General features: G+C 48.3%; 18 protein-coding genes. 14 read left to right on the top strand and 4 right to left on the bottom strand.

Annotation, left to right across the window (positions count from 1 at the left end):
* The first annotated feature begins 5 nt into the window (after window positions 1-5).
* The 9 genes from rng (at window position 6) to MMG82_RS00650 (ending at window position 14,999) form a co-directional block, all read left to right on the top strand.
* Window positions 6-1,472, top strand: a complete 1,467-nt coding sequence (gene rng, locus MMG82_RS00690) for a ribonuclease G (RefSeq protein WP_051714234.1) — start codon at window positions 6-8, stop codon at window positions 1,470-1,472.
* Window positions 1,472-5,722, top strand: coding sequence for a YhdP family protein (locus MMG82_RS00685; RefSeq protein ID WP_241406258.1), 4,251 nt, complete (start codon window positions 1,472-1,474; stop codon window positions 5,720-5,722). The genes rng and MMG82_RS00685 overlap by 1 nt, the downstream gene beginning before the upstream one ends.
* A complete protein-coding gene (locus tag MMG82_RS00680) occupies window positions 5,646-6,494 on the top strand; it encodes a carbon-nitrogen hydrolase family protein (RefSeq protein ID WP_047534428.1) in 849 nt (282 codons plus the stop codon). Before MMG82_RS00685 ends, MMG82_RS00680 begins: the two co-directional genes overlap by 77 nt.
* A gap of 109 nt (window positions 6,495-6,603) precedes the next feature.
* Window positions 6,604-8,052, top strand: a complete 1,449-nt coding sequence (gene tldD / locus MMG82_RS00675; protein WP_047540118.1) for a metalloprotease TldD — start codon at window positions 6,604-6,606, stop codon at window positions 8,050-8,052.
* Between the two features lie 153 nt (window positions 8,053-8,205).
* Window positions 8,206-9,624, top strand: a complete 1,419-nt coding sequence (locus tag MMG82_RS00670; protein WP_241406257.1) for a TolC family protein — start codon at window positions 8,206-8,208, stop codon at window positions 9,622-9,624.
* On the top strand, window positions 9,614-10,588 hold the full coding sequence (locus tag MMG82_RS00665; protein WP_037430615.1) for an efflux RND transporter periplasmic adaptor subunit: 975 nt from the start codon (window positions 9,614-9,616) through the stop codon (window positions 10,586-10,588). The genes MMG82_RS00670 and MMG82_RS00665 overlap by 11 nt, the downstream gene beginning before the upstream one ends.
* Window positions 10,589-10,677: 89 nt before the next feature.
* Complete coding sequence (locus MMG82_RS00660; protein WP_241406291.1) at window positions 10,678-11,889, top strand: ABC transporter permease; 1,212 nt, start codon at window positions 10,678-10,680, stop codon at window positions 11,887-11,889.
* Between the two features lies 1 nt (window position 11,890).
* Window positions 11,891-13,036 carry an ABC transporter permease gene (locus tag MMG82_RS00655; protein WP_241406256.1) on the top strand — a complete coding sequence of 382 codons (1,146 nt, stop codon included), beginning with the start codon at window positions 11,891-11,893 and terminating at the stop codon, window positions 13,034-13,036.
* A gap of 631 nt (window positions 13,037-13,667) precedes the next feature.
* On the top strand, window positions 13,668-14,999 hold the full coding sequence (locus MMG82_RS00650; protein ID WP_047536238.1) for an APC family permease: 1,332 nt from the start codon (window positions 13,668-13,670) through the stop codon (window positions 14,997-14,999).
* A gap of 415 nt (window positions 15,000-15,414) precedes the next feature.
* Here MMG82_RS00650 and yjgA read toward each other — a convergent pair whose 3' ends face one another.
* Window positions 15,415-15,948: a ribosome biogenesis factor YjgA gene (gene yjgA, locus MMG82_RS00645; protein ID WP_037422477.1), complete on the bottom strand. Its 534-nt coding sequence runs from the start codon at window positions 15,946-15,948 to the stop codon at window positions 15,415-15,417.
* 161 nt (window positions 15,949-16,109) lie between these two features.
* Here yjgA and pmbA point away from each other — a divergent pair, with 161 nt between their 5' ends.
* The gene (gene pmbA / locus MMG82_RS00640; RefSeq protein ID WP_037430621.1) at window positions 16,110-17,453 is read left to right on the top strand and encodes a metalloprotease PmbA; all 1,344 of its coding nucleotides are present in this window, start codon (window positions 16,110-16,112) and stop codon (window positions 17,451-17,453) included.
* Window positions 17,454-17,574: 121 nt separating this feature from the next.
* Here pmbA and MMG82_RS00635 read toward each other — a convergent pair whose 3' ends face one another.
* Both MMG82_RS00635 and MMG82_RS00630 read right to left on the bottom strand, forming a co-directional pair.
* Window positions 17,575-19,701: a TonB-dependent receptor gene (locus tag MMG82_RS00635; protein ID WP_156143176.1), complete on the bottom strand. Its 2,127-nt coding sequence runs from the start codon at window positions 19,699-19,701 to the stop codon at window positions 17,575-17,577.
* 197 nt (window positions 19,702-19,898) lie between these two features.
* Complete coding sequence (locus MMG82_RS00630; protein ID WP_037422483.1) at window positions 19,899-20,744, bottom strand: transporter substrate-binding domain-containing protein; 846 nt, start codon at window positions 20,742-20,744, stop codon at window positions 19,899-19,901.
* 253 nt (window positions 20,745-20,997) lie between these two features.
* Here MMG82_RS00630 and MMG82_RS00625 point away from each other — a divergent pair, with 253 nt between their 5' ends.
* Window positions 20,998-21,231 carry a ribosome alternative rescue factor ArfA gene (locus tag MMG82_RS00625; protein WP_037422485.1) on the top strand — a complete coding sequence of 78 codons (234 nt, stop codon included), beginning with the start codon at window positions 20,998-21,000 and terminating at the stop codon, window positions 21,229-21,231.
* Window positions 21,232-21,431: 200 nt separating this feature from the next.
* Here MMG82_RS00625 and rimO read toward each other — a convergent pair whose 3' ends face one another.
* On the bottom strand, window positions 21,432-22,877 hold the full coding sequence (gene rimO / locus MMG82_RS00620; RefSeq protein ID WP_037422487.1) for a 30S ribosomal protein S12 methylthiotransferase RimO: 1,446 nt from the start codon (window positions 22,875-22,877) through the stop codon (window positions 21,432-21,434).
* A 393-nt stretch (window positions 22,878-23,270) separates the two neighbouring features.
* Between rimO and MMG82_RS00615 the strand changes: the two genes are divergently transcribed.
* The 3 genes from MMG82_RS00615 (at window position 23,271) to MMG82_RS00605 (ending at window position 25,867) form a co-directional block, all read left to right on the top strand.
* A complete protein-coding gene (locus tag MMG82_RS00615; protein WP_241406255.1) occupies window positions 23,271-23,981 on the top strand; it encodes an oxidative stress defense protein in 711 nt (236 codons plus the stop codon).
* 186 nt (window positions 23,982-24,167) lie between these two features.
* Window positions 24,168-24,944 carry an EAL domain-containing protein gene (locus MMG82_RS00610; protein WP_172591345.1) on the top strand — a complete coding sequence of 259 codons (777 nt, stop codon included), beginning with the start codon at window positions 24,168-24,170 and terminating at the stop codon, window positions 24,942-24,944.
* A 131-nt stretch (window positions 24,945-25,075) separates the two neighbouring features.
* Window positions 25,076-25,867 carry a class I SAM-dependent methyltransferase gene (locus tag MMG82_RS00605; RefSeq protein WP_172591346.1) on the top strand — a complete coding sequence of 264 codons (792 nt, stop codon included), beginning with the start codon at window positions 25,076-25,078 and terminating at the stop codon, window positions 25,865-25,867.
* Window positions 25,868-26,615: the final 748 nt, after the last annotated feature.

Raw genomic sequence — 26,615 nt, 5'->3', positions numbered from 1 at the left:
GCAAGATGGGTTCAGAATTACTGATTAATGTAACCCCGTCTGAGGCGCGCGTTGCCTTGGTCGAGCACGGCGTGCTGCAAGAAGTCCATATTGAACGGCGCATGAAGCGTGGTTTGGTGGGCAATATTTATAAGGGCAAAATCAGCCGTGTGTTGCCCGGCATGCAAGCCGCCTTTGTGGATATTGGCTTAGATAAAGCCGCGTTTCTACATGCCTCCGACATAGTGCCGCATACCGAATGCGTCGCCGATGTGGAGAAGGGCCATTTTGTTGTCCGTGATATCGCCGAGCTGGTTCGCCAAGGGCAAGATATTATGGTGCAAGTGGTGAAAGACCCTCTGGGCACTAAAGGTGCGCGCCTAACCACAGATATCACACTGCCCTCCCGTTATTTGGTGTTTATGCCTGGCTCGAGCCATGTTGGGGTGTCCCAGCGGATTGAGCAGGAAGAAGAGCGTAGTCGTCTTAAAAAAATCACTCTGCCATTCGTCGATGAAGACGGCGGCTTTATTATCCGCACCGCCGCCGAGGGCGTAGGTGAGGACGAACTTGCCCAAGATGCGGCTTTTTTGCGCCGAGTATGGTCTAAGGTCTCCGAGCGGCGTCAGCGCCGTGGCGTAGCATTACTCTATCAAGATCTGGCCCTGCCGGTGCGCATTGTGCGCGACTTTGTCGGCACCGAATTAGACCGAATTCAAGTCGATTCGCGCCGCACCTTTGCCGAGCTGCAAGCCTTCGCCCAAGAGTTTATGCCGGAAATCGCTGACAAGATTGAGCACTATTCTGGCCCTGCGCCGATTTTCGATTTGTACGATGTCGAAAATGAAATCCAGCGCGCTCTGGGACGTAAGGTGGAGCTTAAATCTGGCGGTTATCTGATTATCGATCAGACTGAAGCTATGACTACGGTCGATATCAACACTGGTGCCTTTGTGGGCCACCGTAATCTTGAAGAAACCATCTTTAACACTAACCTTGAAGCCACCCAAGCGATTGCACGGCAACTGCGGCTGCGAAATCTCGGCGGCATCATCATTATCGACTTTATCGATATGCTGAGCGACGAGCATAAAACGCGGGTACTCAATAGCTTAAATAGTGCGCTCGCCAAGGACAGAGTTAAGACCAATGTCAGTGGTTTCTCTGGGTTGGGTCTAGTTGAAATGACCCGTAAGCGCACCCGCGAGAGCCTAGAGCATGTGCTATGCAGTGAGTGTCCAGCCTGTCAGGGCACGGGTAGCATGAAGACGGTAGAAACTGTCTCTTATGAAATCTTCCGCGAAATTATTCGCTTGAATCGGGCCTATGACGCCGACGAGTTTTTGCTTTACTGCTCGCCCGCTGTCTATAACAGCTTAAGTGGAGATGAAAGTCATTTGGTCGCCGAGCTTGAAGTTTATATAGGTAAGCGTATTCGCCTGCAAAATGAGCCTATGTATTCCCAGCATAAATACGACGTGGTGATGATGTAGTGGCAACGCTTTTTACTGCTAAAAAACTAAGCCGTTTTTGCTGGCAATTACTGGCACTGATCTTAGTCTTGTTTGCCTTGACGGTAAGCTTGATCCGTGGATTATTGCCTCAGGTCGATGAAGTACGCCAGCAGTTAGTTGAGTATGTAAAAAGCGAATATCAAATTGATATCCAAGTTGGCGAGTTATCCGCCCACTGGCAGGCCTTTGGCCCAGCGGTAACGGTTGATAATCTAGTGATCCCTACGCAGGACAAGCTCCCTGTTACCGTGTTGGTGAAGCATGTCCAAATCAAATTGGATTTTTGGCAATCGCTACTGACCACCAGTCCACGCATTGAAGATGTCAATTTCGATGGTGTTCATATTGCCCTCGATATCGATAAATTATCGGGTAATAAGGCGCAGGGGGCGGCCAATCAAACGGCGCAAACCGATTGGTTGTATAAGCTGCTCTTAAAGCAGCTCGAGCGTTTCTCGCTGACGGATGCTTCGGTGCAACTGCTTAGCTTGCAACATGAATATCGACCCATTCATATTCGTCACCTCAATTGGCGTAATAGTGGTGAGCGCCACCGCGGCGCGGGGGAGATTTACCTCGATAACAATACCTTGGTTAAGGAATCGCTCAGCCTGCAACTCGATATTAACGGCGATGCTACAGCGCCCGAGAGTTTAACTGGACAAGTTTATCTGGCGGCTCAGTCCTTAGATTTGGGCGAATGGGCATCACGCCAACCTAATCCCTATGATCCAAGCAAAAAACTGCCCTTAGAAGGGATAGTCAATCTTAAGGCGTGGTTTGATTTTGCCCATCGAAGTTTACGTTCTGGACTCGTGCAGTTTGAGCCAAGTTGGTTGCAATGGTCGATGCAAGGTCAACCGCAAAAGTTTGAGATCCAGTCCGGTAGCATTCATTGGGAGCCAAACGCGGCAGGTTGGGAGATCAGCAGCACTCATTTGGATTTTGTCACCAATGGAGTGCATTGGCCCGAGCTGAAGTTTGCGGCCAAGCAGCAAGACGATGCTTTATATGCCTATGTTAGCCGTTTGGATTTACCGACCTTATTTCCACTCTTGCCATTATTTCCGGGTGTCGATTTAGCCGTATTGCAGCAATGGTTTCAGCTCGCGCCCGAGGGTAGCGTCGGACCGATTCGTCTCTATCAAGCGGCAGATCAGCCTTTGCTCGCAAGCACTAGCGTTAAGCAATTGCACTGGCAGAAAGTGGAAGGAATACCCAATATCAACCCCTTGGATCTGAAGTTGCAATGGCAGGATGAAAAGTTAATTTTTTCGCTTCCCGAGCAAACTTATACCTTCGATTTTGGCGATCAATTTTCAGCGCCTTTAGTGCTGCATGGCGCGGCGTTAACCGGTGCCTTCGATACCCAAAGGGCAACCTTATCTGTGCCTCAGGTGCAGTTCGAAAACGACGATATTGGTCTTGCTGCTGCTCTAAAGCTGGATTTTAGCGCTGCTACCAGTATGTCCCTTGCCGCCAATGTTGAAGTCAAAAATGCCGCCAATGCGGATAAATACTTCCCGATCAAAGCCATGGGCGAGTCACTGGTTGAGTATCTGGATGGTGCGATTAAAGCGGGGCAGAGTCAAAACGCCCAAGTATTATGGCAGGGGGCATTATCGAGTTTTCCCTTTGAGGATAATAGCGGTGTGTTCCAAGCGGCATTTACCTTAAACAATGCCGAATACCAATTCCAACCAGATTGGCCCGCAGTCACTGATCTTTCCCTCGATGCCTTGTTTGAAAATGCCCGCATGGATATCTGGGTTAACCAAGGAAAGTTGATGAATGTGGTTGCCGATGGTGCCCACGTGTTTATTCCCGAGTTAGGCGAGCATTCGCTGTTAAAAATTCAGGCCGATCTTGCGACCCAAGGCAGTGCTGCGACTCAAGTGCTACAGGCTTCTCCCCTTGCCGATACTGTGGGCAAAACCTTAAAGGTTGTGCAAGTGCAGGGCGCGATAACGGGGAATTTAGATATTAGTATTCCCTTGTATGAGGGTGAGGCTGAGGATATCCGCGGTCAAATTATGTTTGATAACACGCCGGTGTTTATTGCGCAGCCAGGGTTACAACTCAAGGCGGTGAAGGGCACAGTGCAATTTGCCAACGAGATAGTCGAAGGCAAAGGGATTAAGTCTCGCCTGTTTGAGCAGCCCTTGGAGTTTAGTTTTGTCACTCAACCCGAAGGTAAAGATTTTGCGCTGAATGTGGATATGAAGAGTCGTTGGGATCTCAGTCGTTTACCCTTAGAGTTACAAAATCCCTTAAGTAAGTTTTACCAAGGTAAAGTCGCTTGGGGCGGTAACTTGAGCATGATATTCGATGAGCAAGGCTATCAAATTCAAGCCAATTTAGGTTCCGATCTGGTCGGTGCCACCTTAACATTACCGGGCATTTTCGCAAAACCTGCTGACGAGCCTAGGCCTTTAATGGCCGAGTTTTCTGGTGATCAGCAGACTTCAACCCTGAGGGTAAAACTCGATAAACAAGCTGAGTTTATTGGCGGCTTTGAGGCTGAAAAAGGTACGCAATTCAATTATTTTGATCTGCTATTAGGGCGACTCTTCGAGGCTACCGAGGTGCCCAATACCGAGCTTGGACACATTAAGATCGATGTAACCAGTGGCAAGTTAGCTAATTGGTTACCCGTAATTAATGCCTTTGTTGCTTCAGATAACAAACCGACTCGCACTGGTATTTTGGTGGAAGAGGCAAATAACGCTAACTTATTCCCTTCAGTGGCTGGGGTTGATGCAAATATCGGCAAGTTTGATTTATTAGGGCAAGGGCTTACAGAGTTGAGACTCAGCGCTAAACCCAATGAAAATGGTTGGCGCTTCGATGCCAAAGCTAGTGAGTTTGAAGGAACGGTAGATTTTTACCCTAATTGGTTGACGCAAGGTTTAAAAGTGACTGCCAGTAAGTTCTATTTTTCACCCAATGTGAAGCCTGAAGGTGAAGCGGATTTTGCGGCGGAGCAGGTGCTCACTAATTTGCCGCCCGTTGCGGTGAATGTAGAGGATTTTCGTTTTTTCGATAAGCCATTTGGCCAGTTAGTGGTGCAAGCAAGTCCGCAAGCCTCGGGTTACCGCATTCAGACGTTATCTTTAACCACTCCTGAGGTGTCTTTGCAGGGGAATGGGATTTGGCAACAGCAGAATGGTCAAAATCAAACCGAGTTATCCGTCAGTTTGAATGCTAGTCAGTTTAGCTATTTGAGTCACCAACTTGGGATCGATCCCGGTGTAAATGAAGCTCCATTGAAGGTGAATGCCGAGCTAGCTTGGCAAGGTGCACCCTATGCGTTTTCCCTTGAAACCTTGAATGGTAAAGTTAAATTTGAATTGGGCAAAGGCCATTTATCCCAAGTGAGCGATAAGGGCGCACGGATTTTCTCACTGTTTAGCCTCGATTCATTAGTACGTAAATTGTCCTTAGATTTCAGTGATGTATTTGGTCAAGGCATGTACTTCAATTCCTTTACCGGTAATCTGCAAATCGATAATGGTGTAGTGAAAACTACGGACACTGAAATGGATGCGATAGCAGGTAATATGAAGGTGCGCGGCTATACGGATCTCACCAGCGAAAGCTTAAATTACGATATCCGTTTTGTGCCGCAACTGGCCTCAAGTGTGCCAACTGTGGTGCTGCTCAGTACCAGTGCGTGGACGCTCGGGCTTGGGGCGTTTGCCTTAACCAAAGTGTTAGAGCCTGTGATTGAGGTGATCTCTGAGATCCGTTTCCGAGTAACGGGCACTATGTCTGAGCCTGTGGTAGAGGAACTGGAACGTAAGAGTAAAGAGATTGAAATCCCCGAGTCGATTCTGCCTATGGTGGGGGGCGAATTGCCAGCGCTAACCGAGGGTGCTGAGCCGAATGATGCGCCACCCGTCAAGAATAGCGCCCCGACCAAGACAGACGATAAGCCGCCCGTCGAGCCCGAAAAAAACAACGAGCAACCTGCGCTAGATGCTGATAAAGCTAAAGAGAAACCTGTAAAAGCTGTTAAGGAAGAGACATCGCCGCAAACGCCGACGCTCCCTAAGGTTGAGCCTGCTGAGCCGCCTAAAGCCGAACCAGAACAACCTAAGCCTGTGAGCCCCAAGGTGGTATTGTCGATAAACACAATTCAAGGAGATAGTCATGCGCATCAGCCTGTTGCAATGTCAGAGCAGTCGCGACGTCAGTGCGAATCTGTTGTTTATCGAATCGCAGCTTGAGGAATTAACCCGTGAGTGCCTGCAATGGGACAAAGATGCCCCGCATTTAGTGGTGTTACCCGAATGCAGTTTATTGTTTGGTGGCCATGAGAGCCAGCAACTAGCCTATGCGGGCGATAGTCATCACAGTCCGTTAAAATCTGCCTTAAGTGCCTTAGCTACGCGCTATCGGGTGTTTATGGTGGCAGGGACGATTCCTGCGCTGGCGGAGGATGGGCGCATCTACAGCCGTTGTTATTTGTTTGATGATAAAGGTGATACCTTAGGGCAATACGATAAACTGCATCTGTTTGATGTGGATGTCGCCGACGGCACTAAGCAATACCGCGAGAGTGAAACCTTCTGCCCCGGCAATCATATCAGTGTCATCGACACCCCTTTTGGCAAAATTGGCTTGACCATCTGTTATGATTTACGCTTTCCGGACTTATTTAGGGCGCTGCGCCTTGCGGGAGCCGAGATTATTACCGTGCCTTCGGCCTTTACTAAGGTCACGGGAGAAGCCCATTGGCAGGTGTTATTACAGGCCAGAGCCATTGAAACTCAATGCTTTATTTTGGCCGCAGCCCAATGGGGCGCCCATAACCAAGGTAGTCGTGAGACCTGGGGGCAGAGCATGGTGATAGGCCCTTGGGGCGAGGTAATTGCCGAGCAGAAAACCGGTACAGGTTGGGTGCATGCCGATATCGATGTGGCCGAGGTGCACAGCATCCGCAGTAAAATGCCCGTGGCGCAACATAATCGCTTTACTGCACCGAACCTTAAACCTTGAACAGATTAAGCCTTCAACAGATTTAGATGAAATAGACTCACAGCGAATTTAAGTTATTTTAAAAATGAGTGAGTTGCCAATTTTAGCCAAGCTTTCAGAGAGAACCGCGATGCCTTTTTTAGCACAAGTAGAGCAAAGTTTATTAAAGGGTGGCTTAGCCCTAGATGGGTTACAAAGTTATTTAAACACCATACATCAACATAAAGTCGATTTTTCCGATCTCTATTTCCAAGGCAGTCGCCACGAATCTTGGGTGCTCGAAGATGGCATTATTAAAGATGGTAGCTTCCATATCGAACGTGGTGTCGGTGTGCGTGCTATCAGCGGCGAGAAAACCGGTTTTGCCTATGCCGATGATATTACGCCAGCGGCCTTAAGCGCTGCGGCCGAGGCGGCGCGCGGTATTGCAGGGGCGGGTGAGCAGGCCAAGGTTCAGGCCTTCAAACGCCGACAAGCCTTGGCGCTGTACGATAGTCTCGACCCTATCGCCGCCATGGAGGAAGTGAAAAAAATCAACCTGCTGAAAGAGGCCGATGCTTATGTTCGTAGCCTCGATAGCCGCATTATTCAAGTGGTGATTAGCCTCGCGGGTGTGCACGAAGAAATCTTGGTCGCTGCCAGCGATGGCACCTTGGCTGCCGATATTCGCCCGTTAGTGCGCTTTAATTGCAGCGTGATTTTAGAAGAAAATGGCAAGCGTGAACGTGGCAGTGCCGGTGGCGGTGGTCGTCACGATTACAGCGTGTTTATGGTAAATGATGAAACCGGTTTATCTATGTGCTTTGCCTTTGCCCGTGAAGCGGTGCGTCAGGCACAAGTTAACCTCAATGCCATCGATGCGCCCGCCGGAGAAATGCCCGTGGTGCTCGGTAATGGTTGGCCAGGCGTGTTATTGCACGAAGCTGTAGGCCATGGTCTGGAAGGCGACTTTAACCGCAAGGGTAGCAGCGCCTTTAGTGGCATGGTTGGCCAGCAAGTGGCGTCGAAACTGGTGACTGTGGTGGACGATGGCACGCTTGCGAATCGTCGTGGCTCATTGAGCATCGACGATGAAGGCGTACAAACCCAGAGAACCGTGTTAATTGAAGACGGTATTCTTAAAGGTTACATACAAGATAAATTAAATGCGCGCCTGATGGGTGTGGCACCAACGGGTAATGGTCGCCGTGAATCTTATGCGCATCTGCCGATGCCGCGGATGACCAACACTTATATGACGGCGGGCGAGTCCGACCCAAGCGAGATCATCAAGTCGGTGAAGAAGGGGATTTATGCGCCTAACTTTGGTGGTGGTCAGGTCGATATCACCTCGGGCAAGTTTGTGTTCTCGGCCTCTGAAGCCTATTTGATCGAAAATGGTGAAGTGACTCAAGCGATTAAGGGCGCAACCCTGATCGGTAATGGCCCTGAAGCCATGAGTCAGATTTCCATGGTGGGTAACGACATGGCGCTAGATAAGGGCGTTGGTGTATGTGGTAAGGATGGTCAAAGCGTGCCTGTGGGTGTCGGTCAACCGACCCTTAAGCTCGATAAGCTGACCGTAGGCGGTACTGCGTAAAACGAGAAGCTAGAAGCTAGAAGCTCCTACCTTGATTGGCTAAGTGCTTATTTTAGAACCCATCTTACACTTCCTGTGGTGGGTTCTAGCCGCCTTCCATGATGGATGTTATCATTTGCAAAGGAAATTAGAGTAACTACTCTAGAGGTGTTAATGAAACTATCACGTTTGGCATGGCTGTGTTTATTGCCTTTGCCCTCACTATTGCCGTTAGCGGCCTACGCCCAGCCCAGTAGCTTTACTGAGGCTTGGCAGCAAGTGCTTAAGGTGAGCGATAAACTCCAGGCTCAATCCCAAGAGGTGAATCGCGCCAAGGGCGAGCAAGAGGCGGGCGAAAGTTTAAATCTGCCGTCCCTCAGTCTGAATGGCAGTTATACCCACCTCGAAAAACCAATTGAATTAGATTTAAGGGATCTCAATCCCCTAGCCTCGGGTTCATTGCCATTACCTCCTGAATTAGGTGGCATATTGGCGAGTATTCCAGGTTCATTATTTGTCACGCCCTTTACCGAGCAAGATATTTTTCGCGCCAGCTTACAGGCGATGTGGCCGATTTATACCGGCGGCCAGATCACTGCGGCTCAAGGCATTCATGCCGCCATGGTGGCCGAGAAGCAACAGGAATTACAGTTAGCGACCCGCGACTTATTCACTCAGTTAGTCGATAGATACTATGCCGTCGACGTGACTCAATCCCTCGTCAGCACCCAAACCGAGCTGGTGGCTTCCTTAACGAAGCACGTTGACCACGCGCTAGCGATGGAGCGCGAAGGACAAATCGCTAAGGTCGAGCGCCTTAATGCTCAAGTTGCCTTAGATAACGCTAAGGTCAATTTAGGCAGCGCTCGCCGTCAACATGAAATGGCCGTGATCGCCCTATCGCGCATGTTGCAACTGAGTGATGTCAGCACTAACTCACCTCTATTTGTGTTGCCGCAGGCGCCTTCATTGGGGGATTTGACCCAAGTGACCCTGAACCAGCATCCCGCACTTAAACTGCTTGAGGCTAAAGAGGCGCAGGCGAATGGCTTGGTTTCCTTAGAGAAAGGTAAATATCACCCCACGGTTTTCCTCTTTGGTAATTACACCTTATACGAAGATGACAGCTTGTTTTCTAAGGTAGAACCGGACTGGATGGTCGGTGTCGGTGTAAAAGTGCCCTTGCTGAGCCGCGATGGCCGCAGCGGTAAAGTGGAAGCGGCTAAGAGTGCCTTGCTGCAAGCCCGTTACACTAAGGCGCAGACACGCCAAGACTTAAGTTTGCTGCTCGACCAAAGTTACCGCCAGTTATTACAGGCCGAAGAAGAGTTCAAGGCCCTGAATACCTCACTCGAACTGGCCACCGAGAACCTGCGTTTAAGGGAAATCGCCTTTAATCAAGGGCTTTCAACGTCTATCGATAGGGTCGATGCCGAATTAAAACTGAGCGCCGTTAAAACCCAGCAGCTTGGTGCCAGTTATCGCTATGTGCAAGCCTATGCCAGATTAATGGCCATCAGTGGTCAATTAGATGAATTTATCGGTCGCAGTGCCACAGGCACTCAATCGCAGGAGACTATCAATGCGCGCTAACAGAATTCTTGCTCTCACGGCGTTGGTCGCATTAGGCCTTATTTTAGCCTATGGGCTCAAACTGGCTTATAGCCCAAAGCCGAGTGTGTTGCAGGGGCAGATTGAAGCCCGCGAATATAACGTATCCTCTAAGGTGCCTGGGCGGGTCGAGCAAGTGCTTGTACGCCGTGGCGATAGTGTCAATGAAGGTGATTTGTTATTTGCGATCCACAGCCCTGAGCTAGATGCCAAGTTGATGCAGGCCGAAGGTGGCCGTGATGCCGCTAAAGCCTTGCAACAAGAGGCAAATAATGGTGCCCGTAGCCAAGAAGTGATGGCAGCTAAAGAGCAATGGCTTAAGGCGCAAGCCGCGGCAACACTGGCAAAAACTACCTATACCCGCGTTGAAAACTTATTTGCTGAAGGAGTCGCTGCACGGCAAAAACGCGATGAAGCCTTTACCCAGTGGCAAGCGGCAAAATATACAGAACAAGCGGCGTTAGCCATGTATCAAATGGCCGAAGAAGGCGCGCGGGTCGAAACCAAAGCTGCTGCGGCGGGGAATGCGCGTATGGCCGAAGGCGCGGTGAAAGAAGTCAGTGCCATTATGGCTGATAGCCAAATGCGTGCGCCTAAATCTGGGGAAATTAGCGAAGTATTATTGCAAGCAGGTGAACTGGCGCCGAGTGGTTTCCCTGTGGTGAGTCTGATTGATATGCAGGACGCTTGGGCGGTATTCCAAGTACGTGAAGATCAACTAAAGCGTTTTAAAAAGGGCGATAAACTGCAATTAACACTGCCAGCGCTGGATAAAACGGTAGAGTTTACTGTCTCCCATATCAGTGTGATGGGGGATTTTGCGACTTGGCGTTCGACCGAAAGCGGCCACGATTTTGATATGCGCACCTTTGAGGTTGAATTACGCCCAACGGCGCCAATTGCTGATCTGCGCGTCGGTATGTCTGTGTTGCTCAGTGCAGAGTAACGACTGTGACCAAGTTACCGAGCGAGCCTAAGCCATTGAGCGAGCATGGCACTAACGCCGATGCGACAGAGTCTGCCTCCGTAGGCTTTATGGCGTTGTTCATGGCATTGGTGCGCCGCGAGCTTAAGGCGCTATGGCGCGATCCTTGGCAACTAGCCCTTATCAGTTACATTCCGTTACTGGGGATTTTGTGCCTGTGGTGGTTATTTAGTGCAGGTTTACCGCGGCAGTTGCCCGTGGCGATTGTTGACCAAGACCATAGCCAACTCAGCCGGATGTTGACCCGTCAACTCAAAGCAAACCCTGTGACAGATCCCCAGAGTTTTACCGATCTTTCCTCGGCCATTACCGCGATGCAGCAGGCGCAGGTCTATGCGGTGGTAGTTTTCCCCTATGATATGAAAAAGGATCTACTCACAGGTCATACACCCACTATCGATGTGCGTTATAACAGCCAATTTTTGTTGGTGGGAAAACTGCTATCGAGCCAAATTCAGCTGAGTTTAGGAGATGGACTGTTACAAGTCGCAGGGCTAAAGCAACTGATGACGGGCACACCAAAATCCCAAGTGGCGGTGAATTTAAGCCCGGTCAAAAGCCAGACCACGGCATTGTTTAATCGTAACAATAACTACATTGGCTTTTTAGTGCCGCCGGTATTGGTAGCCCTTTGGCAGTTGTTATCTATGCTGGTGATGGCTAACAGCTTAAATCGCGAGTTACACCTTAATGCCGCACAGTCAGAGGAGGGGATCTCCAATCAATTGACCGAGCATTTTTGGCCTAAGGTGTTGGCTAAAATCCTGCTGTTTACCCCTATCTTGATGCTGCAAGGCGGGTTTATCCTCGCTTGGTTGTATTTGTATCTGGCCCTGCCTTTTGCGGGCAGTATAGCGCTGCTGCTGTTTGCCCAGTTGATCATGCTGTTGGCGGTATGGAGTTTGGTGTTACTGGTGTTTGTGCTGATGCGTGATAGCGCGCGGGTCATCAGTTTTTGTACCGCATTATTTGCACCAGCCTTTGCCTTTATGGGGATCACTTTTCCTACCCACGAAATGCCACAACTTGCCCAGTGGTGGCGGCTCATTATGCCATCGAGCCATTATATTGAATCCCATGTGAGCGTGGTCAGTTATGGTGCTACTTGGTCAACGATGGCGCAGCAATTGAGTAGTTATTGGGGATTTATTTGCCTGCTCCCCGTGATTTATACCTTGGCGAGTAAACTACTGCCGATAACGCTAACCCCCAATTCGGTAGCGGCTGACACCGATACATCTCTATCAGTGAAGGGGCAATAACATGAATTTATGGCAGTTAGTGCTCACTGAATTAAAGGCGATTATTAGCGATAAGGCTATCGCTGTGACCCTATTTGGCGGTGTGCTGTTTTATTCGGTGCTCTATCCCTTGCCTTATTTGCACCAAGTCCCAACAGAACAGCAGCTTATCGTGGTGGATTTAGACCATTCTTCCCTGAGTCGTCAACTTATTCGCCATGCGGATGCCAGTGCAAAAATCCAAGTGATAGGCCAAGTCGGCTCTATCTCCGAGGCGAAACGCTTTATCGAAACGGGTAAGGCGCACGGTTTATTGGTGATCCCCGAAGGATTTCGCCGCGATTTGTTGTTCGGTAAGGGCGTAACCTTAAGCTACGGCGGTGATGCCAGTTACTTCTTGATTTACTCTGCTGTGGCCGAAGGTCTTGTCAGTGCGGGGATGGATGCCGGTAAACAAATTCAATGGATTGGCATGCTCGCCCAGGGGAAAAATCCTAAAGAGGCCAAGCAGAACCTCAACTCGCTGCACTTAAATAGTGTTCCTGCGTTTAACCCAAGCCTAGGCTATACACCTTATGTCGTGCCGGGGTTATTTTTACTGATCCTGCATCAAACATTGCTGATCGGTACTGGCATTTTAGGTGCAGGCCAGTGGCGCCATCAGGGCTATTGGCAGCAGGTGTCGCCGCTGCAATTGGTTTGCGGTCGAATTATGGCGTTTATGTTGATTTATATGGTGTTTACCAGCTTTTATGTGGGCTATTGCTACCACTGGTATAACGTGAGTATTCAAGCGCGCTTTGGCCTGGTCGCACTGTGGCTATTACCGTTTTTACTGGCGACGGCGGCGGCTGGAGTCGCAATGAGCACCTTGTTTACCCGCCGCGATTTGCCTACTCAAGTATTGCTATTAATTTCAATGCCAATCCTGTTTGTCTCAGGCTTTGTCTGGCCGATTGCCTTAATCCCTGAGCCGCTTGTGCTGGGCTCGCAGATTATCCCTGCGGTGCCCGCCATTATGGGGATGTTGGAGCTGAACCAAATGGGCGCGACGTGGGCAAGTGTACTGCCAAAGTGGTTACAGCTTTGGGGATTATTTGCGGCATTTTTTGGCCTTGCCATTTTAGGGATTAAACGCCGAGCAAATGTATTACAAATATCGATATAGGCTTTAGATTCGCTCGTTTCTTGCCTGTGTTGAGTTATTCTTCTACAGATATTGTTGCCATTGTTAGGGCGTGTTGACGTTTCAGGGTTATTTTTGCAGCTTTATGCAAGGCAAAGTCCGTGCAGTGTAGTTATTCTACATAAACGGATGATAACGCTGCAGAAAAGTCAGCCAAATGCTGCCCGAAGGGTTCGTCTGGCAAGCCCTTGCTCTTACTTTCTGTCATAAGAGCCGCTCGTCATTTGAGTAGAATAACGACACATCATTCCTCGTTTCGCGAGCACGAGCTTGCCAGAACGAACAAAATCTAATCTCGAAACGTCAACACGCCCTAATCTAGGAGACATAAAAGGCACTTAATGTGCTTATTGGGTTGTCTTCTACCCTGTTTTGGGCGAAAATGCGCGCCGAAAAAATAACCGAGGTATTCATTGCCTCGGTTATTTTCTTTTTGAATATATGGGTTTTAAACCAATAGAGGCCGGTAAACATCCGGAAATGATACGAGGTTCGCTTGAACCTACTTTACTGAGGACAATTCAATGGGGCTGTTGTTTACCGGATTTTCGGTCATTGCCGTCAATCAAGATGTTGCGTTAGTCATTCCACCGACGGCACTCGGAGGTGGTATATGAGCCAACAAAAACCGGGCTTAAAGCAAAGCCTTAATCTATGGCAAGTGGTTGTGATGGGGCTCGCTTACCTCACGCCTATGGCCGTGTTTGACACCTTCGGAATTGTTTCTGAGATCACCTCTGGCCACGTGGCCACCTCTTACTTGCTCGCATTAGCGGGTATCCTGTTTACCGCTTTTAGCTACGGTCATTTAGTGCGTAAATATCCCTATGCGGGGTCGGCTTATACCTATGCCCAAAAAACCTTTAGCCCAAATGTCGGTTTTATGGTGGGTTGGTCATCGCTACTCGATTACATGTTTATGCCGATGATCAACATGTTATTGGCCAAAATCTACCTTACTGCCATGTTCCCCAACGTTGAACCTTGGATTTTCATCTTTGGTTTAGTCACCGTCATGACAGTACTCAACCTGAGAGGCATTGATTTAGTTGCGAATTTTAATGGCGTTATCGTATTTGCTCAGATAGCCATTATCTTAGTCTTCATCGGTTTAATGGCCCATAGCTTGTCCCTTGGCGAAGGTGAAGGGGTCATTGCCAGCGTGCGTCCATTCTATTCCGAAGAGATAACCTTAGCGCCGCTCTTTACTGGCGCGACCATTCTGTGTTTCTCCTTCTTAGGCTTTGATGGCTTAAGTTCATTGAGTGAAGAAACCAAGGACGCTAAGCGAGTGATCCCCCGCGCCATTGTACTGACAGCGCTGATTGGCGGGGTGATTTTTGTGAGCGTGTCCTATTTCTTACAACTCTATTTCCCTGATATTTCCCGCTTCCAGCAGTTAGACGCTGTGCTGCCTGAGATTGCCCTGTATGTGGGCGGTAATTTATTCCAGTCTATCGTGCTGGTGGCGACAACGATTGCGGTGCTAGCATCGGGCATGGCGGCTCATGCGGGGGTGGCGCGCATCCTCTATGTGATGGGGCGCGACAATATGCTGCCCAATAAAGGTTTTGGTTATGTTCACCCTAAATGGCGTACTCCGGCATTTAACGTGATTCTGGTGGGGTTACTGGCGCTTTCGGCGGTGTCATTTGATTTAGAAATGGCCTTGGCTTTGGTAAATTTCGGTGCCTTAGTGGCTTTTACCTTCGTAAACCTGTCGGTGATAGTGCAGTTTTATATTAAAGAAAAACGTAATCAATCCCTTAAGGAACATTTGCAGTATTTCATCTTGCCCCTGTGTGGTGCGGCGACCATTGGCGTGCTGTGGATAAACCTCGAGCCTCAGTCCTTAGAACTTGGCTTAATTTGGGGAGCTGTAGGGATGTTGTATTTGGCGCTGCGCAGCCTACGTTTGCGCAAAGCGGTAGAGTTGCAGAGTTAACTAAGGTATTGACTCATAAAGTAACAGCACTGAGGTATGCTAATGTCGTTCGCTTAAGAGTGAACGACATTTTTTTACGCCGACTGGAGACGCCATGTTGTTCGTTTGCAAAACTCGTGGATAAAATTTTCCCAGTTTTGTTGACCCATAGAAAGCAAGGTTAGAGACATTACCTTTTGCTAAATCGCGCCTAGCGCCTAAGGCAATATTCCGAAGTGCGGGGATTGGGGCGTGTTGACTTTCAGGGTTATTTTGTAGCCATATGCTGGCCAAGAGGGTGTTCTGGCAAGCTCTTACTCTTACTTTTAATCATAAGAGCCGCCCGTCATTTGAGTTGAATAACGGTGTGTTATCCCTCGCTTCGCGAGCTAGAGCTTGCTTGAACAGTAAAATGTAATCTCAAAAACTCAACACGCTAGTCTTGGATTTCGCTGCGTAAATATTTAAACAGCTCTTTTGAGGATTTAGACTCAGGACCTTTCGCCAGCTCTTTGGTTGCTTGGCGCACTAAGGTACGCAGTTTTTGTCTGTCCAACTGTGGGTAATGTTCCACTAAGGTTTGGATTTCACCGTCGCCTTGGGTGAGTAAACGCTCACGCATTTTCTCGAACATTTGCAACTTGGCGGTTTCGTTGCTGTTTTTGTTAAGCACGACCGCGAGCGACGCCTTGATAGGTTCAATATCGACGTTACGCATCAGCTTGCCGATATACTGCATATGGCGGCGATAGGCTTCGGTCTTTGGTTTAATCTTATGAGCTTGCTGAATGCTGTCGTACAAGTGCTCGTCCAGCTCGATTTTATCTAGCTGGGTTTTGCTGAGTGAGACCAGTTCCATACCGACTTTTTGAGCCGCTTCGCAGTCACGCTTATCCTCAGTTTTACTGACATAATCGTCGTTACTGTCATAGGGCTGTTTAAAATGTTCTGAATCACCAACAATCTTCATATAGATAAAACCTCAGTTAAATAACGCGCTAATAATAACATCTCCCGCCAAAATTCGCCTAGTTAAAGCGCGATTCAATCAGTAAAGCGCGCAATAAATAATGAGAATGGGATAGGTGTTTGTTATGCTAGCGGCATTGCCTATAACGAAAGAGTTGCTTTGTGTCTTTGAACAGAATCGATAGTGAATTGACCGCGCTGAAAGATGCGGTTGCTGTGGCCCTCGAATATGCGAATAAATTAGGGACAAATGCCGCTGAAGTGGCGATCAGTAAACAACAGGGATTATCGGTTTCAACCCGTTTAAAGGAAGTTGAAACGGTAGAGTTTAATAAAGATGGCGCCCTCGGTATTACGGTTTATCGCGATGGTTGCAAGGGCAGTTCATCTACCTCAGATCTCAGTCCTGAAGCCATTGCTCTTGCGGTTAAAGCGGCAGATGATATCGCCCGTTACACCTCGGCCGACCCGTTTAGCGGTTTAGCCGATAAAGCCTTAATGGCGACTGAGATCCGCGATCTTAAACTCTATTATCCTGAAGATATTTCCCCCGACGAATTAGCCCAATTGGCCATTCGCGCCGAAACCGCGGCGCTCGATGCCGATCCGCGCATCAATAATTCTGACGGCGCCAGTGCAAACGCCCATACGTCGGTTAAGGTTTACGGTAATAGCCACGGCTTCTTAAATGGCTATTGCAGCTCGCGCTATAGCTTAAGTTGCAGCGTGATCGGTGAAGACAGTGACGGCAATATGCAGCGGGATTACGATTACACTATCGCCCGTAAATTCAATGAGATGCTTTCACCTGAATTGGTGGGGCTAAAAACCGCCGAGAAAACCGTGAGCCGTTTAGGGGCACGTAAGATTGCCACCACCCGTTTGCCAATATTACTGGCGCCAGAGATTGCGACTGGCTTAATCGGCCATTTGATTGGTGCCATCAGTGGCGGTAGTTTGTATCGTAAATCAAGTTTCTTACTCGATGCCATTCACACCCAAATCTTCCCTGACTGGTTCAGCATTGAAGAGCAGCCGCATCTATTAGGCGCACTAGCCAGTGCCAACTACGATAGCGAAGGTGTGGCGACCCAAGATAGACGCATCATCGACAGTGGCATATTAGAAACCTATTTACTAACCAGTTATTCGGCGCGCAAATTGAGCCTACCTAACACAGGTCATGCGGGCGGCATTTACAACTGGACGCTGGCGCACACTGGCCAAAGTTTCGATGAGTTAGTCAAAGGCATGGGCACTGGCTTGATTGTCACAGAAGTGATGGGCCAAGGCGTGAATATGGTGACGGGGGATTATTCCCGTGGCGCCGCTGGTTTTTATGTCGAAAATGGTGAAATCCAGTTCCCCGTTGAAGAAATTACCATTGCTGGCAATCTTAAGGATATGTTCCGTGGGATTCAGGCGGTCAGTAAGGACTTCGATTTACGTTCATCTATCCGCACCGGCGGGATCTTATTATCCGAGATGAAGGTCGCAGGTAACTAGCCAGCGGCATATAACGGTTCAGTCAATTGAAACACAAAAGGGCAAATGCAGCTGCATTTGCCCTTTTTGATTTAACTGATCCGCCCTAAATTGCATCACCACTTGTTAGCGGCGGTGCTCATTAGAATTTGTAGCTGGCACTTAATTCAAATGAGCGACCCGAACCTGCGACTTGGCTAAAGCCACCCGTGCTATCAGCCTTAAACTCGGCAAGGTTGACACCACCCAGCGGTAGTTCGTAGTAAGTATCAAACAGGTTGTTGATTGCAAAGGTTAAACTCAGCTCTTGCCATTTAACACTACTGCTTAAATTTAACAGCGAATAGCTGTCGGTCTCATTTTCTAAACGGCGCTCATCGACTTTATCCTTAGTCGCTACCCATTGCCATGATAGGCGGTTTTCCCAATCACCCAGTTGATGGCTAAGGGCTAACTCGGTTTGTAGCGGTTTGATTTGATAAAGTGGCTCATTACCCTCATCACGCTCGCCGCGGGTGATATCGAGCTTACCCTGCATCTGCCATTTACCGCTGTCGGTATTGGCTAATAGGTAGACCGCACTAGACTTAGCGCCATATAAATTGGCATCTTCGTTGGTGAATTTAAGGATATTGCGTTTACCACTGGCAAGGCCAGTACGGTTAAAGCTGCCAATCACCTCGGCATCAATATAGTCTGTCACCGCGCTATACCAAGCCGTGGTAGAGAATTGCCATTCATCGCCATTAAACTTGTAGGCCGCGCTCAGAGTATGCGCCGTTTCGGGCTTAAGATCGGGGTTGCCGACATAGCCGTTACCGTCGCCATACCAGCCAATCATAGTGGTTGCCATCACGCCGCGGCCCCAGCTGTAACGCTCGTACAGGTTTGGTGCGCGGTTTTTACGGGCTAAGCCAAATTCCAATTGTTGTTTGGCCGATAGCTGATAACGCGCCAGCAGCGTAGCATCGATAAGGTTATCGTCACGGCTTCTATCCATGGCATTAAAGGCTTTTGCCGCCTCGGCATCCACATTGGGCATGCCCATCATGGGCATATTGCTGTAAGCCTGCACTTCGCCCGTATCTGTGGTGACATATTCATAACGCACCCCAGCAGACAACCACCAGAGTGGCGTGAGGTTTTGCTGCCACTCGCCATAAACTGCGGCGCGGCGGCGTTCACCGTCATTGATATTGATATAGTCATTGGGTGCCATCATAGTGCCTGGCACCGCTGGCCAAGTATCATCGAGTTGATAGTTATAAAATTCCTGGCCGATGAGTAGCGTGCTGTTATCGCCCATGGGTAGGCGCCAATGCAGTTGGTAGCTGTAATCGCTACCCTCTGTATTCATTGGCATCTTGCCGGTTTTTTCTGGGGTGAAGAAGCCCATTTCATGCTTCACACTGTGCCAGTTTAACTGGGCACTAAACTCGCCGTCGTTGTCTAAATCCCGCAGATAGCGGACTAGGGCACCGTAGCTCTTGTTATCCGTCATATCCATGTATTGGTTAGGAAAACCTTGGAATGGAATTGCTTGGTGCGTTAGCTTAATCGCCAGTTGTTGTGTGTCATCGCGCCATGCCGCTGTTAACGCATGGTTTTGGGCGCGATAGAGGGTATCGAGTACTTTATCGCCGTGACCATCGTGGTAGCTATTGGCGTCTTCATAGGCGCCTTGATAGCTGAAACTTAGGTCCTTACTGGCAATCCCAGCCTTCGCGCCGAGTAGGAATGCATCGCTGGTGCTGCGGTATCCCGATGAAATCTCGCCGCTTTCGAAGCTGAGGTTGTCGCTGTCGTTAAATTTAGGATTCAGGCTATTAACCTTAATCACCCCGGCGATATTGTCACCGCCCGCACTGACAGGGGACACGCCCGCGACCACTTCTACCGAGCTGATTTGATTAGCAGAAACATAGGAAAGTGGTGGGTTCATTTGGTTAGCGCAGGAGGCGGTGATATCCGCACCATCGACTAACACTTTAATGCGATCGCCCATCATGCCATTGAGCACAGGCAAGGCGGAAACGCCGCCCGCTTCGGAGAAATCGACGCCTTGATCTTTCAGCAAAGCATCGGCCGAGCCTAAGGCATTACGGCCAATACTCTGTTCGCCATGGACTTGAATACGTTCAATTTGAGTCTGATTTGTCTCGTCGGCTATGGCCTGTGAGGCAACTGAAGCGCCTAATGCTAAGGTCAGCGCGCTGGCGATTGCGGAGCATTTAAAGCTGTGGGGAATAGTTGAAGCGTTTGCAGCCATCTTATTGTCTTCCATTCACTTAGATAAATTGCGCTGCATTATAAAGATCATCTAAGTGTGACAAGTGCGGCATATTGTCGCAGAGCTTATAAAGATAAAGCTGAAATAGCGGCCTGAAGTTCTCGCTAGCACTAAGATGAGGATAAGCTAGCGCCAAGGTGAGGATATCAAGCGGCGCGGTTTAACACGCCCTTGGATTAACCGAAGTGATTAAAGTAGATCCGCTGGGTTTCCCCCTCTGCATCCATGGCGGCGAGTGCTTTGGCAAATTCATAGGCCTTTGAATCTTCAGCGAGTACGCTTGGGCTGTTATTCGGACTTAAGGGAAGATCGGCGCGATAGTTAGGGTTATGTTGCCCACGAAAATGGCGGCTTTTTTTCGAAAATCCCAGATACATAGCTTGAGGTTGCTGGCAGCAATTAGGGTGTAGCTTAAATTGGCTTGTATCTCGATTTTTAAGGTAATAACTGATGGTTGCTTGATCGTAGATAAAAAAGTCCCCTTGGCCACTAATAAGGTAATCTAAGGCCTTAGGCACATTGAGTTCAGGTGGTTTACGGACCGACATGGTTTCGGATATACCATTAAAGTCGTAGCTGCCCGGGGCAATTAATAGCGTCATACCGCTCTGTGATAACTGCTCTAATGAACCAACATTTGCCGCACCCGCTCGGCTAATTCCAATAATGCGCTCCGACAGACCGTTAGGAATAAAATAGGTAAATTGGGCACGTTCTTCACTAAAATGCAGCCCAGGATAAAAATCGATATTTCCGAGTTTGAGATCCCGCAAAATACGCAGTTTAGGTGCTCGAATTACCCGCAATTTACATCCCACTCTTTCGGCCGCGACTTGGTAAATATCGTAGTAAAACCCTTGGTTATTAGGTTCCTGTTCGATAAAGGGGCGGCGTTCACTGGTGCGATAGCCCATGCTAATAACACACTCAGAGCTTGAAAAAGCCTGCGCTAGGCTGGGGGATAGGATGAGTAATAGGCAAAGTAGGCTCAGTAATGGCCGATAAATCACTGCAAACGGCAAAATTAATCACTCCCTATCCTGTGATTACAAAGAGTAATCGTATCGCTAAATAGCGACTTAAAATGAAGGCTTGTTAGCCTAATGTATTATTTTTGTTGGATTAATCTATCATACTTTTTGATAATAAAAAGAGCGATTCTTTGCGGTTTTGCACAAACTCTGTACATCTTTTTAGATTGGTTTATAGTGTCGCCGCTGGCTGAGAATGATTAACTTGGCCCTTGACCAATATAGGATGAATTGAGGAGTCATTATGACTAAGGTAAATGTGGCAAAAGTAACAGCCCAGAGTGTGCAAGAGCATGAAAATGGTCGCGGCACCATTACAGACAATGCACTTAAGGCGCTGGTGACCAGTCCGTTATTTCGGATGCGTACCGAAAAGCCGAAAAAGGGCAAAGGGTCTTATAACCGTAAAGCAGCAAACCGAAAGGGGTATCAGCACAGGGGCGATACCCCTTTCGACTTTATGGGGATGATGTTTTAACGTTTTTGCCGCGTTAATCCTGCTCATTTAATCCCTGCTAGACTCCTCCCTCACATTGCCTTGCGATTTCCTTTTCAATCCCTTTTGTCGCACTATCTAGCCTTCAACTATTGAGAGAATTAGCCAGATTTTGGCCATAAAAAAACGAGCCACAATTGAGACTGTGACTCGTCTTATTAAAACTTGAATGATTTGAAGGCTTAAGCCTCGACTTCATCCTCTGCATCGGCATCCACTAACTCGGCCCACAGATCGTGCTCGTCCGAGTGAGTGATCACCGCGCGAACTAACATGCCGGGTTCGAGTTCAGTTTCACCGTTGATAAATACCATGCCGTCGATTTCTGGGGCATCGGCGAAGCTGCGGCCAATCGCGCCTTCTTCGTCAACATCATCGATCAGAATATCCATAGTACGGCCAACGAAACGGGCTAAACGCTCAGCGCTGATCTCGGCTTGGACTTCCATAAATCTGTGGTATCTGTCTTCTTTGACGTCTTCACTGATAAGTTCAGCGATGGTGTTGGCGACAGCGCCTTCCACTTCTGAGTACTTGAAGCAGCCAACGCGGTCGAGGCGCGCTTCACGCAGGAAGTCGAGCAGCATTTCGAAGTCTTCTTCGGTTTCGCCAGGGAAGCCCACGATAAAGGTTGAGCGGATCACCAAATCTGGGCAGATTTCGCGCCAACGTTGGATGGCTTCTAACTGACGGTCAACACGGCCTGGGCGCTTCATCATCTTCAGAATGCGTGGGCTGGCGTGCTGCATTGGAATGTCTAAGTAAGGCAGAATTAAACCTTCGGCCATTAATGGGATCAGATCGTCAACCCATGGGTATGGGTAGATGTAGTGTAAGCGTACCCATGCGCCCATCTTGCCCAGTTGGCGAGCAAGGCTGGTGATGTCTTGCTTAACTGGCATACCGTTCCAAAAATCGGTGCGGCCGCCCTTGTCTTTACCATAGGCAGAGGTGTCTTGACTCACCACAAGGATTTCTTGTACGCCAGCTTCAACTAAACGTTTGGCTTCATCTAATACGCTACCTGCGCCGCGGCTATCTAAATCGCCACGCAGTGCTGGGATGATGCAGAAGGTACAACGGTTGTCGCAACCTTCTGAAATTTTTAAGTAAGCGTAATGTTTAGGCGTTAACTTAACCCCAGTTTGTGGGATTAACGAGGTAAATGGGTTGTGCTCAGGTTTTGGCACGTACTTGTGTACATGCTTTAACACGGCTTCGTAGCTGTGTGGGCCAGTAATTTCGAGCACGTCTGGGTGCACTTCACGGATTTGGTTTTCTTTAGCGCCTAAACAGCCCGTTACGATTACTTTGCCGTTTTCTTCTAGGGCTTCGCGCACCGCATCTAAGGATTCTTCAACCGCAGCGTCGATAAAACCACAGGTGTTAACGATTACCAGATCGGCATTGTCGTAGCTGTTGGTGACTTCATAGCCGTCGATGCGTAACTGGGTCAGAATGCGCTCTGAGTCCACGAGGTTTTTTGGACAACCTAAAGACACAAAACCGATGCGATTGCCTGTGGCAGCATTGCCCGTATTAACAGAGTCAGCACTGGCGGCTTCCAATGTTTTGGCAGGGGTCTCAAGCGTGGTAGTTTGCTTAGGATGAAAAGTTTCAACTGTCATGGTGTCTCGCTGATGCTGATAAAAGAGCGCCGTAAAAAGAGCGCGGATTATACCTGAAGTGATTAAAAGGTACAGTGTCTTTGGGTGAAAAGTGTACAGCTAAGAGCGCGTTTCTACCAGTTAGGGACTGACTGGCTCGTATGCGTGCTCGTATAGGAAGTCACTACAGCAGCTTGAGTGCTTGTGGGTGAGGATTTTAGCGATAGGCTGATAAGTTTTGCCAATTTAAAAAGTTTTAAAAAAATTAACCCTTTTTATGTTTACCCGCGTTTATAGGGATAGTTTGTATGATTCGTTTGTATGGCTAGCAGATGGCGAGTCACACTTTTAGCTGATAGCCATCGCATTAGAATCAAGGCAGTCTCGCCTTAAATGATTTAGTTGGAGTTAATAATGAAGCATTCTCTTTTAGCTGTATTAGTGGCTGGTGGTCTTTTCTCTGGTGTATTTACTGCCACCGCAGTGGCTGCCGATGTGGACTTTCCCCATATCGAAACCATGGGCGTAAGCCAAATTCAAGTCGAGCCGGATATGGCTGAGCTTAATGTCGAAGTGGCTGTCACCGAGAAAGACGCTAAGGCGGCTAAGGATAATTCGGATGCGGCGGTGGCGAAATTTATCGCCCGTTTGACGGCCGCGGGGATTACTAAAGAGCAGATCCAAAGCGCCAACTTAAATCTGCAACCCCAATATGTGTATGCGCAGGATAAAGCACCTGAGCTAACTGGTTACACCGCGAGTCGCCAAGTCACTGTGACTATTAACGATTTAGCACGTTTAAATACGATTTTAGACTCCGCCTTAGAGGAGGGGATCAACAGGGTTAATAATATCGCCCTTAAATCGAGTAAAGAGGCCGAGTATGTGGCCAAGGCGCGCCAAGCGGCGATTGTCGATGCCAAACAAAAAGCAGAATCCTTAGCCAAGGGATTTGGGGAAAACCTAGGTAAGATTTGGCAAATTCGTTATTACGATCAACGCCCAGTGCAACCAGTGATGTTACGTATGAATGCTAAGGCCGATGCCATGGGCGCCGCCGAAAGCTATCAATATGGCCAAATGACTATCGAAGATAGAGTCGAAGTGGTTTATAAACTCAAATAAGTCATAACGAGATGCAATGGATGAGGATTCTTTGGCTCATCCATTGCTGTTATGGGGCGCAATCGGTTAATTCTGAGTCAACATATTTACAATATTGCATGTTTTAACAGAGCCAAGGCACTAAACGCTGGCAAAATTAGCGATTTATCCCCACACTGAGAGAGGATAAGGTTATGGAGACCTATGATGGATTTTCCCTCTCGAATCAAGCAACAAACCTGTATGGACTGTTTAAGTGGTAAGTCACTCGGATTTGAAATTCGTATGGCATTTCAGCCCATTATCGATTGGCCAAATCAGCAGATTTACGGTTATGAAGCCCTAGTGCGCGGCCCAAATGGCGAAGGTGCTGCTTGGGTGTTTGAGCGTATAAACGAAAGCAATAAGTACTACTTTGATCAGGCTTGTCGGGTCAAAGCCATTGAAACCGCCGCTAAGCTTGGCCTTGATAAAATATTAAGTATCAACTTTTTACCTAATGCGGTTTATAACCCTGAAACCTGTATCCGCGCCTCGATTGAAGCCGCCGACCTCTTTGGTTTTAATATTCATAACATCATGTTTGAAGTCACTGAGGGTGAGCAAATTGTCGATAGAGCCAAATTGAGCCGTATTTTTGACAGCTACGCTAAACGGGGATTTATCACCGCCATCGACGACTTTGGCAGTGGTTTCGCTGATTTGAGTTGGTTAGAGTTTTTGCGCCCTCAGGTATTAAAACTCGATATGGAGTTGATCAGAGATATCCATTTAGACAAACAAAAACAGTTTGTTATCGATGAAGTGCTCGGGATTTGTCGCACGCTTAACACTCAGGTGTTGGCCGAAGGGGTCGAGAGTAAAGCGGAGTTAGACTATCTTGTTGGCCGTGGTATTCATTATTTTCAAGGTTACTACTTCGCCAAACCCCAACTCGAGTATTTAACTACCTTTGACGCCTTAGATTGTTATGCTGCGCTGTAGCATTGTTTTATTGAATTAATGTGCTCCAAGTGCCTTGCACTCAGATTGGTTGTGGAATTGTGTGTATCGGTTCTGGGCTAACTGATATATCATGCGCCACCCTTAATTGCCCATGCCTTCTCTTCGCTGCTATGTCTTCTAACGCGCTTTATACCGATCTATCCGGTTATTACGATTTAATGTGCTCCGATATTAACTATCAACAACAGAGTGCGAGCATCCATCGATTGCATCAGTTCTTAGGGAATAATGGTAAACAACACCTTGATTTAGCCTGTGGCACTGGCCCACATGTACGGCATTTTATCGACCTTGGTTATCAGTGTAGTGGCCTAGATATTAATCAGCCGATGCTCGATATGGCCATGCGTCGTTGCCCTGAGGCCCAGTTTAATCTGCAAGATATGACCGCCTTTTATCTTGAGCAGCCAGTGGATTTAATTACCTGTTTTTTATATTCCATCCATTACAGTGCGGACATAGAGCGCCTAAAAAGTTGTATCGCCAGTGTGCACAGCGCCCTGAATGACGGCGGGATATTTTGTTTTAACTCGGTTGATAAGCACCGCATCGATAACCGCTTATCGATTAAGCATTTTGCCGAGTTTGAGGGGCATCATTTTGCCTTTGAATCTGGCTGGCATTACAGTGGTCAAGGTGAAAACCAGTCGTTAAATCTAAGCATTGCAAAGCGTCAGCAGCCTTTTACTCAACTCACTGATGTAGACACCGATGCTGATACATCTGCGCATCATACTGAATCATGGCAAGACCAACATACTATGGTCGCGACCAGTTTCGCGGAGCTGCAAGCGTTACTCGCGCCATATTTTGAAGTGCATATCTTTGAACACGATTATGAAAAAATCGTCCCATGGGATTTAAGTTCAGGTAATGCGCTGTTTGTCTGTGTGAAGATTTAACCTTGGGTTGAAGGTGTGACAACTTGGGATGTTAGCTCTTATGTTCTTGCTAGTACATGAAATTGCTTAAGTTTCATCAGTTCTGTTAGCAGGCTAAATCAAAGTCAAAATCAACGTCGTGGGGCTTTATCTCACACTTGTTTATGTAGATGTATCGTCATTGCGGCCTAACGGCCGAGGTTTTAATCGAGCCTGTGTGGCCGTCGCCAATAAACTCGCGAGAATGGCATGGGTTATCGCGGCGCGTGAGGAAGAGTATCGGCTTCCAGTATAGTACTGAATAGATTCAATAAACGTGAATAATTAACCAACCAGCAAGTTGCTAAGACACTTGATTTGATGATGAGACAGTCAGACTGATCTACTAAAAACCTTAGTCGGGCATAGGCTCATTACGAAGCCGCAGGGATGATAAGGACTGTAGAAGCAGATATCCATCAGGGCCAGAGGGATCCCTCAATAACAGGCCGGATATATGGGTGCAATGAACTCTTCTCAAAATCGTTATCGAATGTCTTGCAAACCGGATGGGTCCATATATGCCTCGCTAGCTTTCGTAGGTGCAGGGACGCATCCTTCGGAAGCGATAGCAATTTATCCATAAGACCAAGGCTAGTCTCTAATGCATGTAACTTCGCTAGGGGCGGCAAGGGAGATCCAAGAGGGAATTGCTGTTGATCCCCTCTTGGTCGGGTGTGGGGTGAAGCCCCACGACTTTGACTTTGATTTTAAAAACAGCAAACGAAGT

This window comes from Shewanella sp. MM_2022_3 (assembly GCF_022557375.1).
In the GTDB taxonomy this organism is placed as follows: Bacteria; Pseudomonadota; Gammaproteobacteria; order Enterobacterales; family Shewanellaceae; genus Shewanella; species Shewanella xiamenensis.
This window is presented reverse-complemented; position numbering and strand designations above follow the sequence as displayed.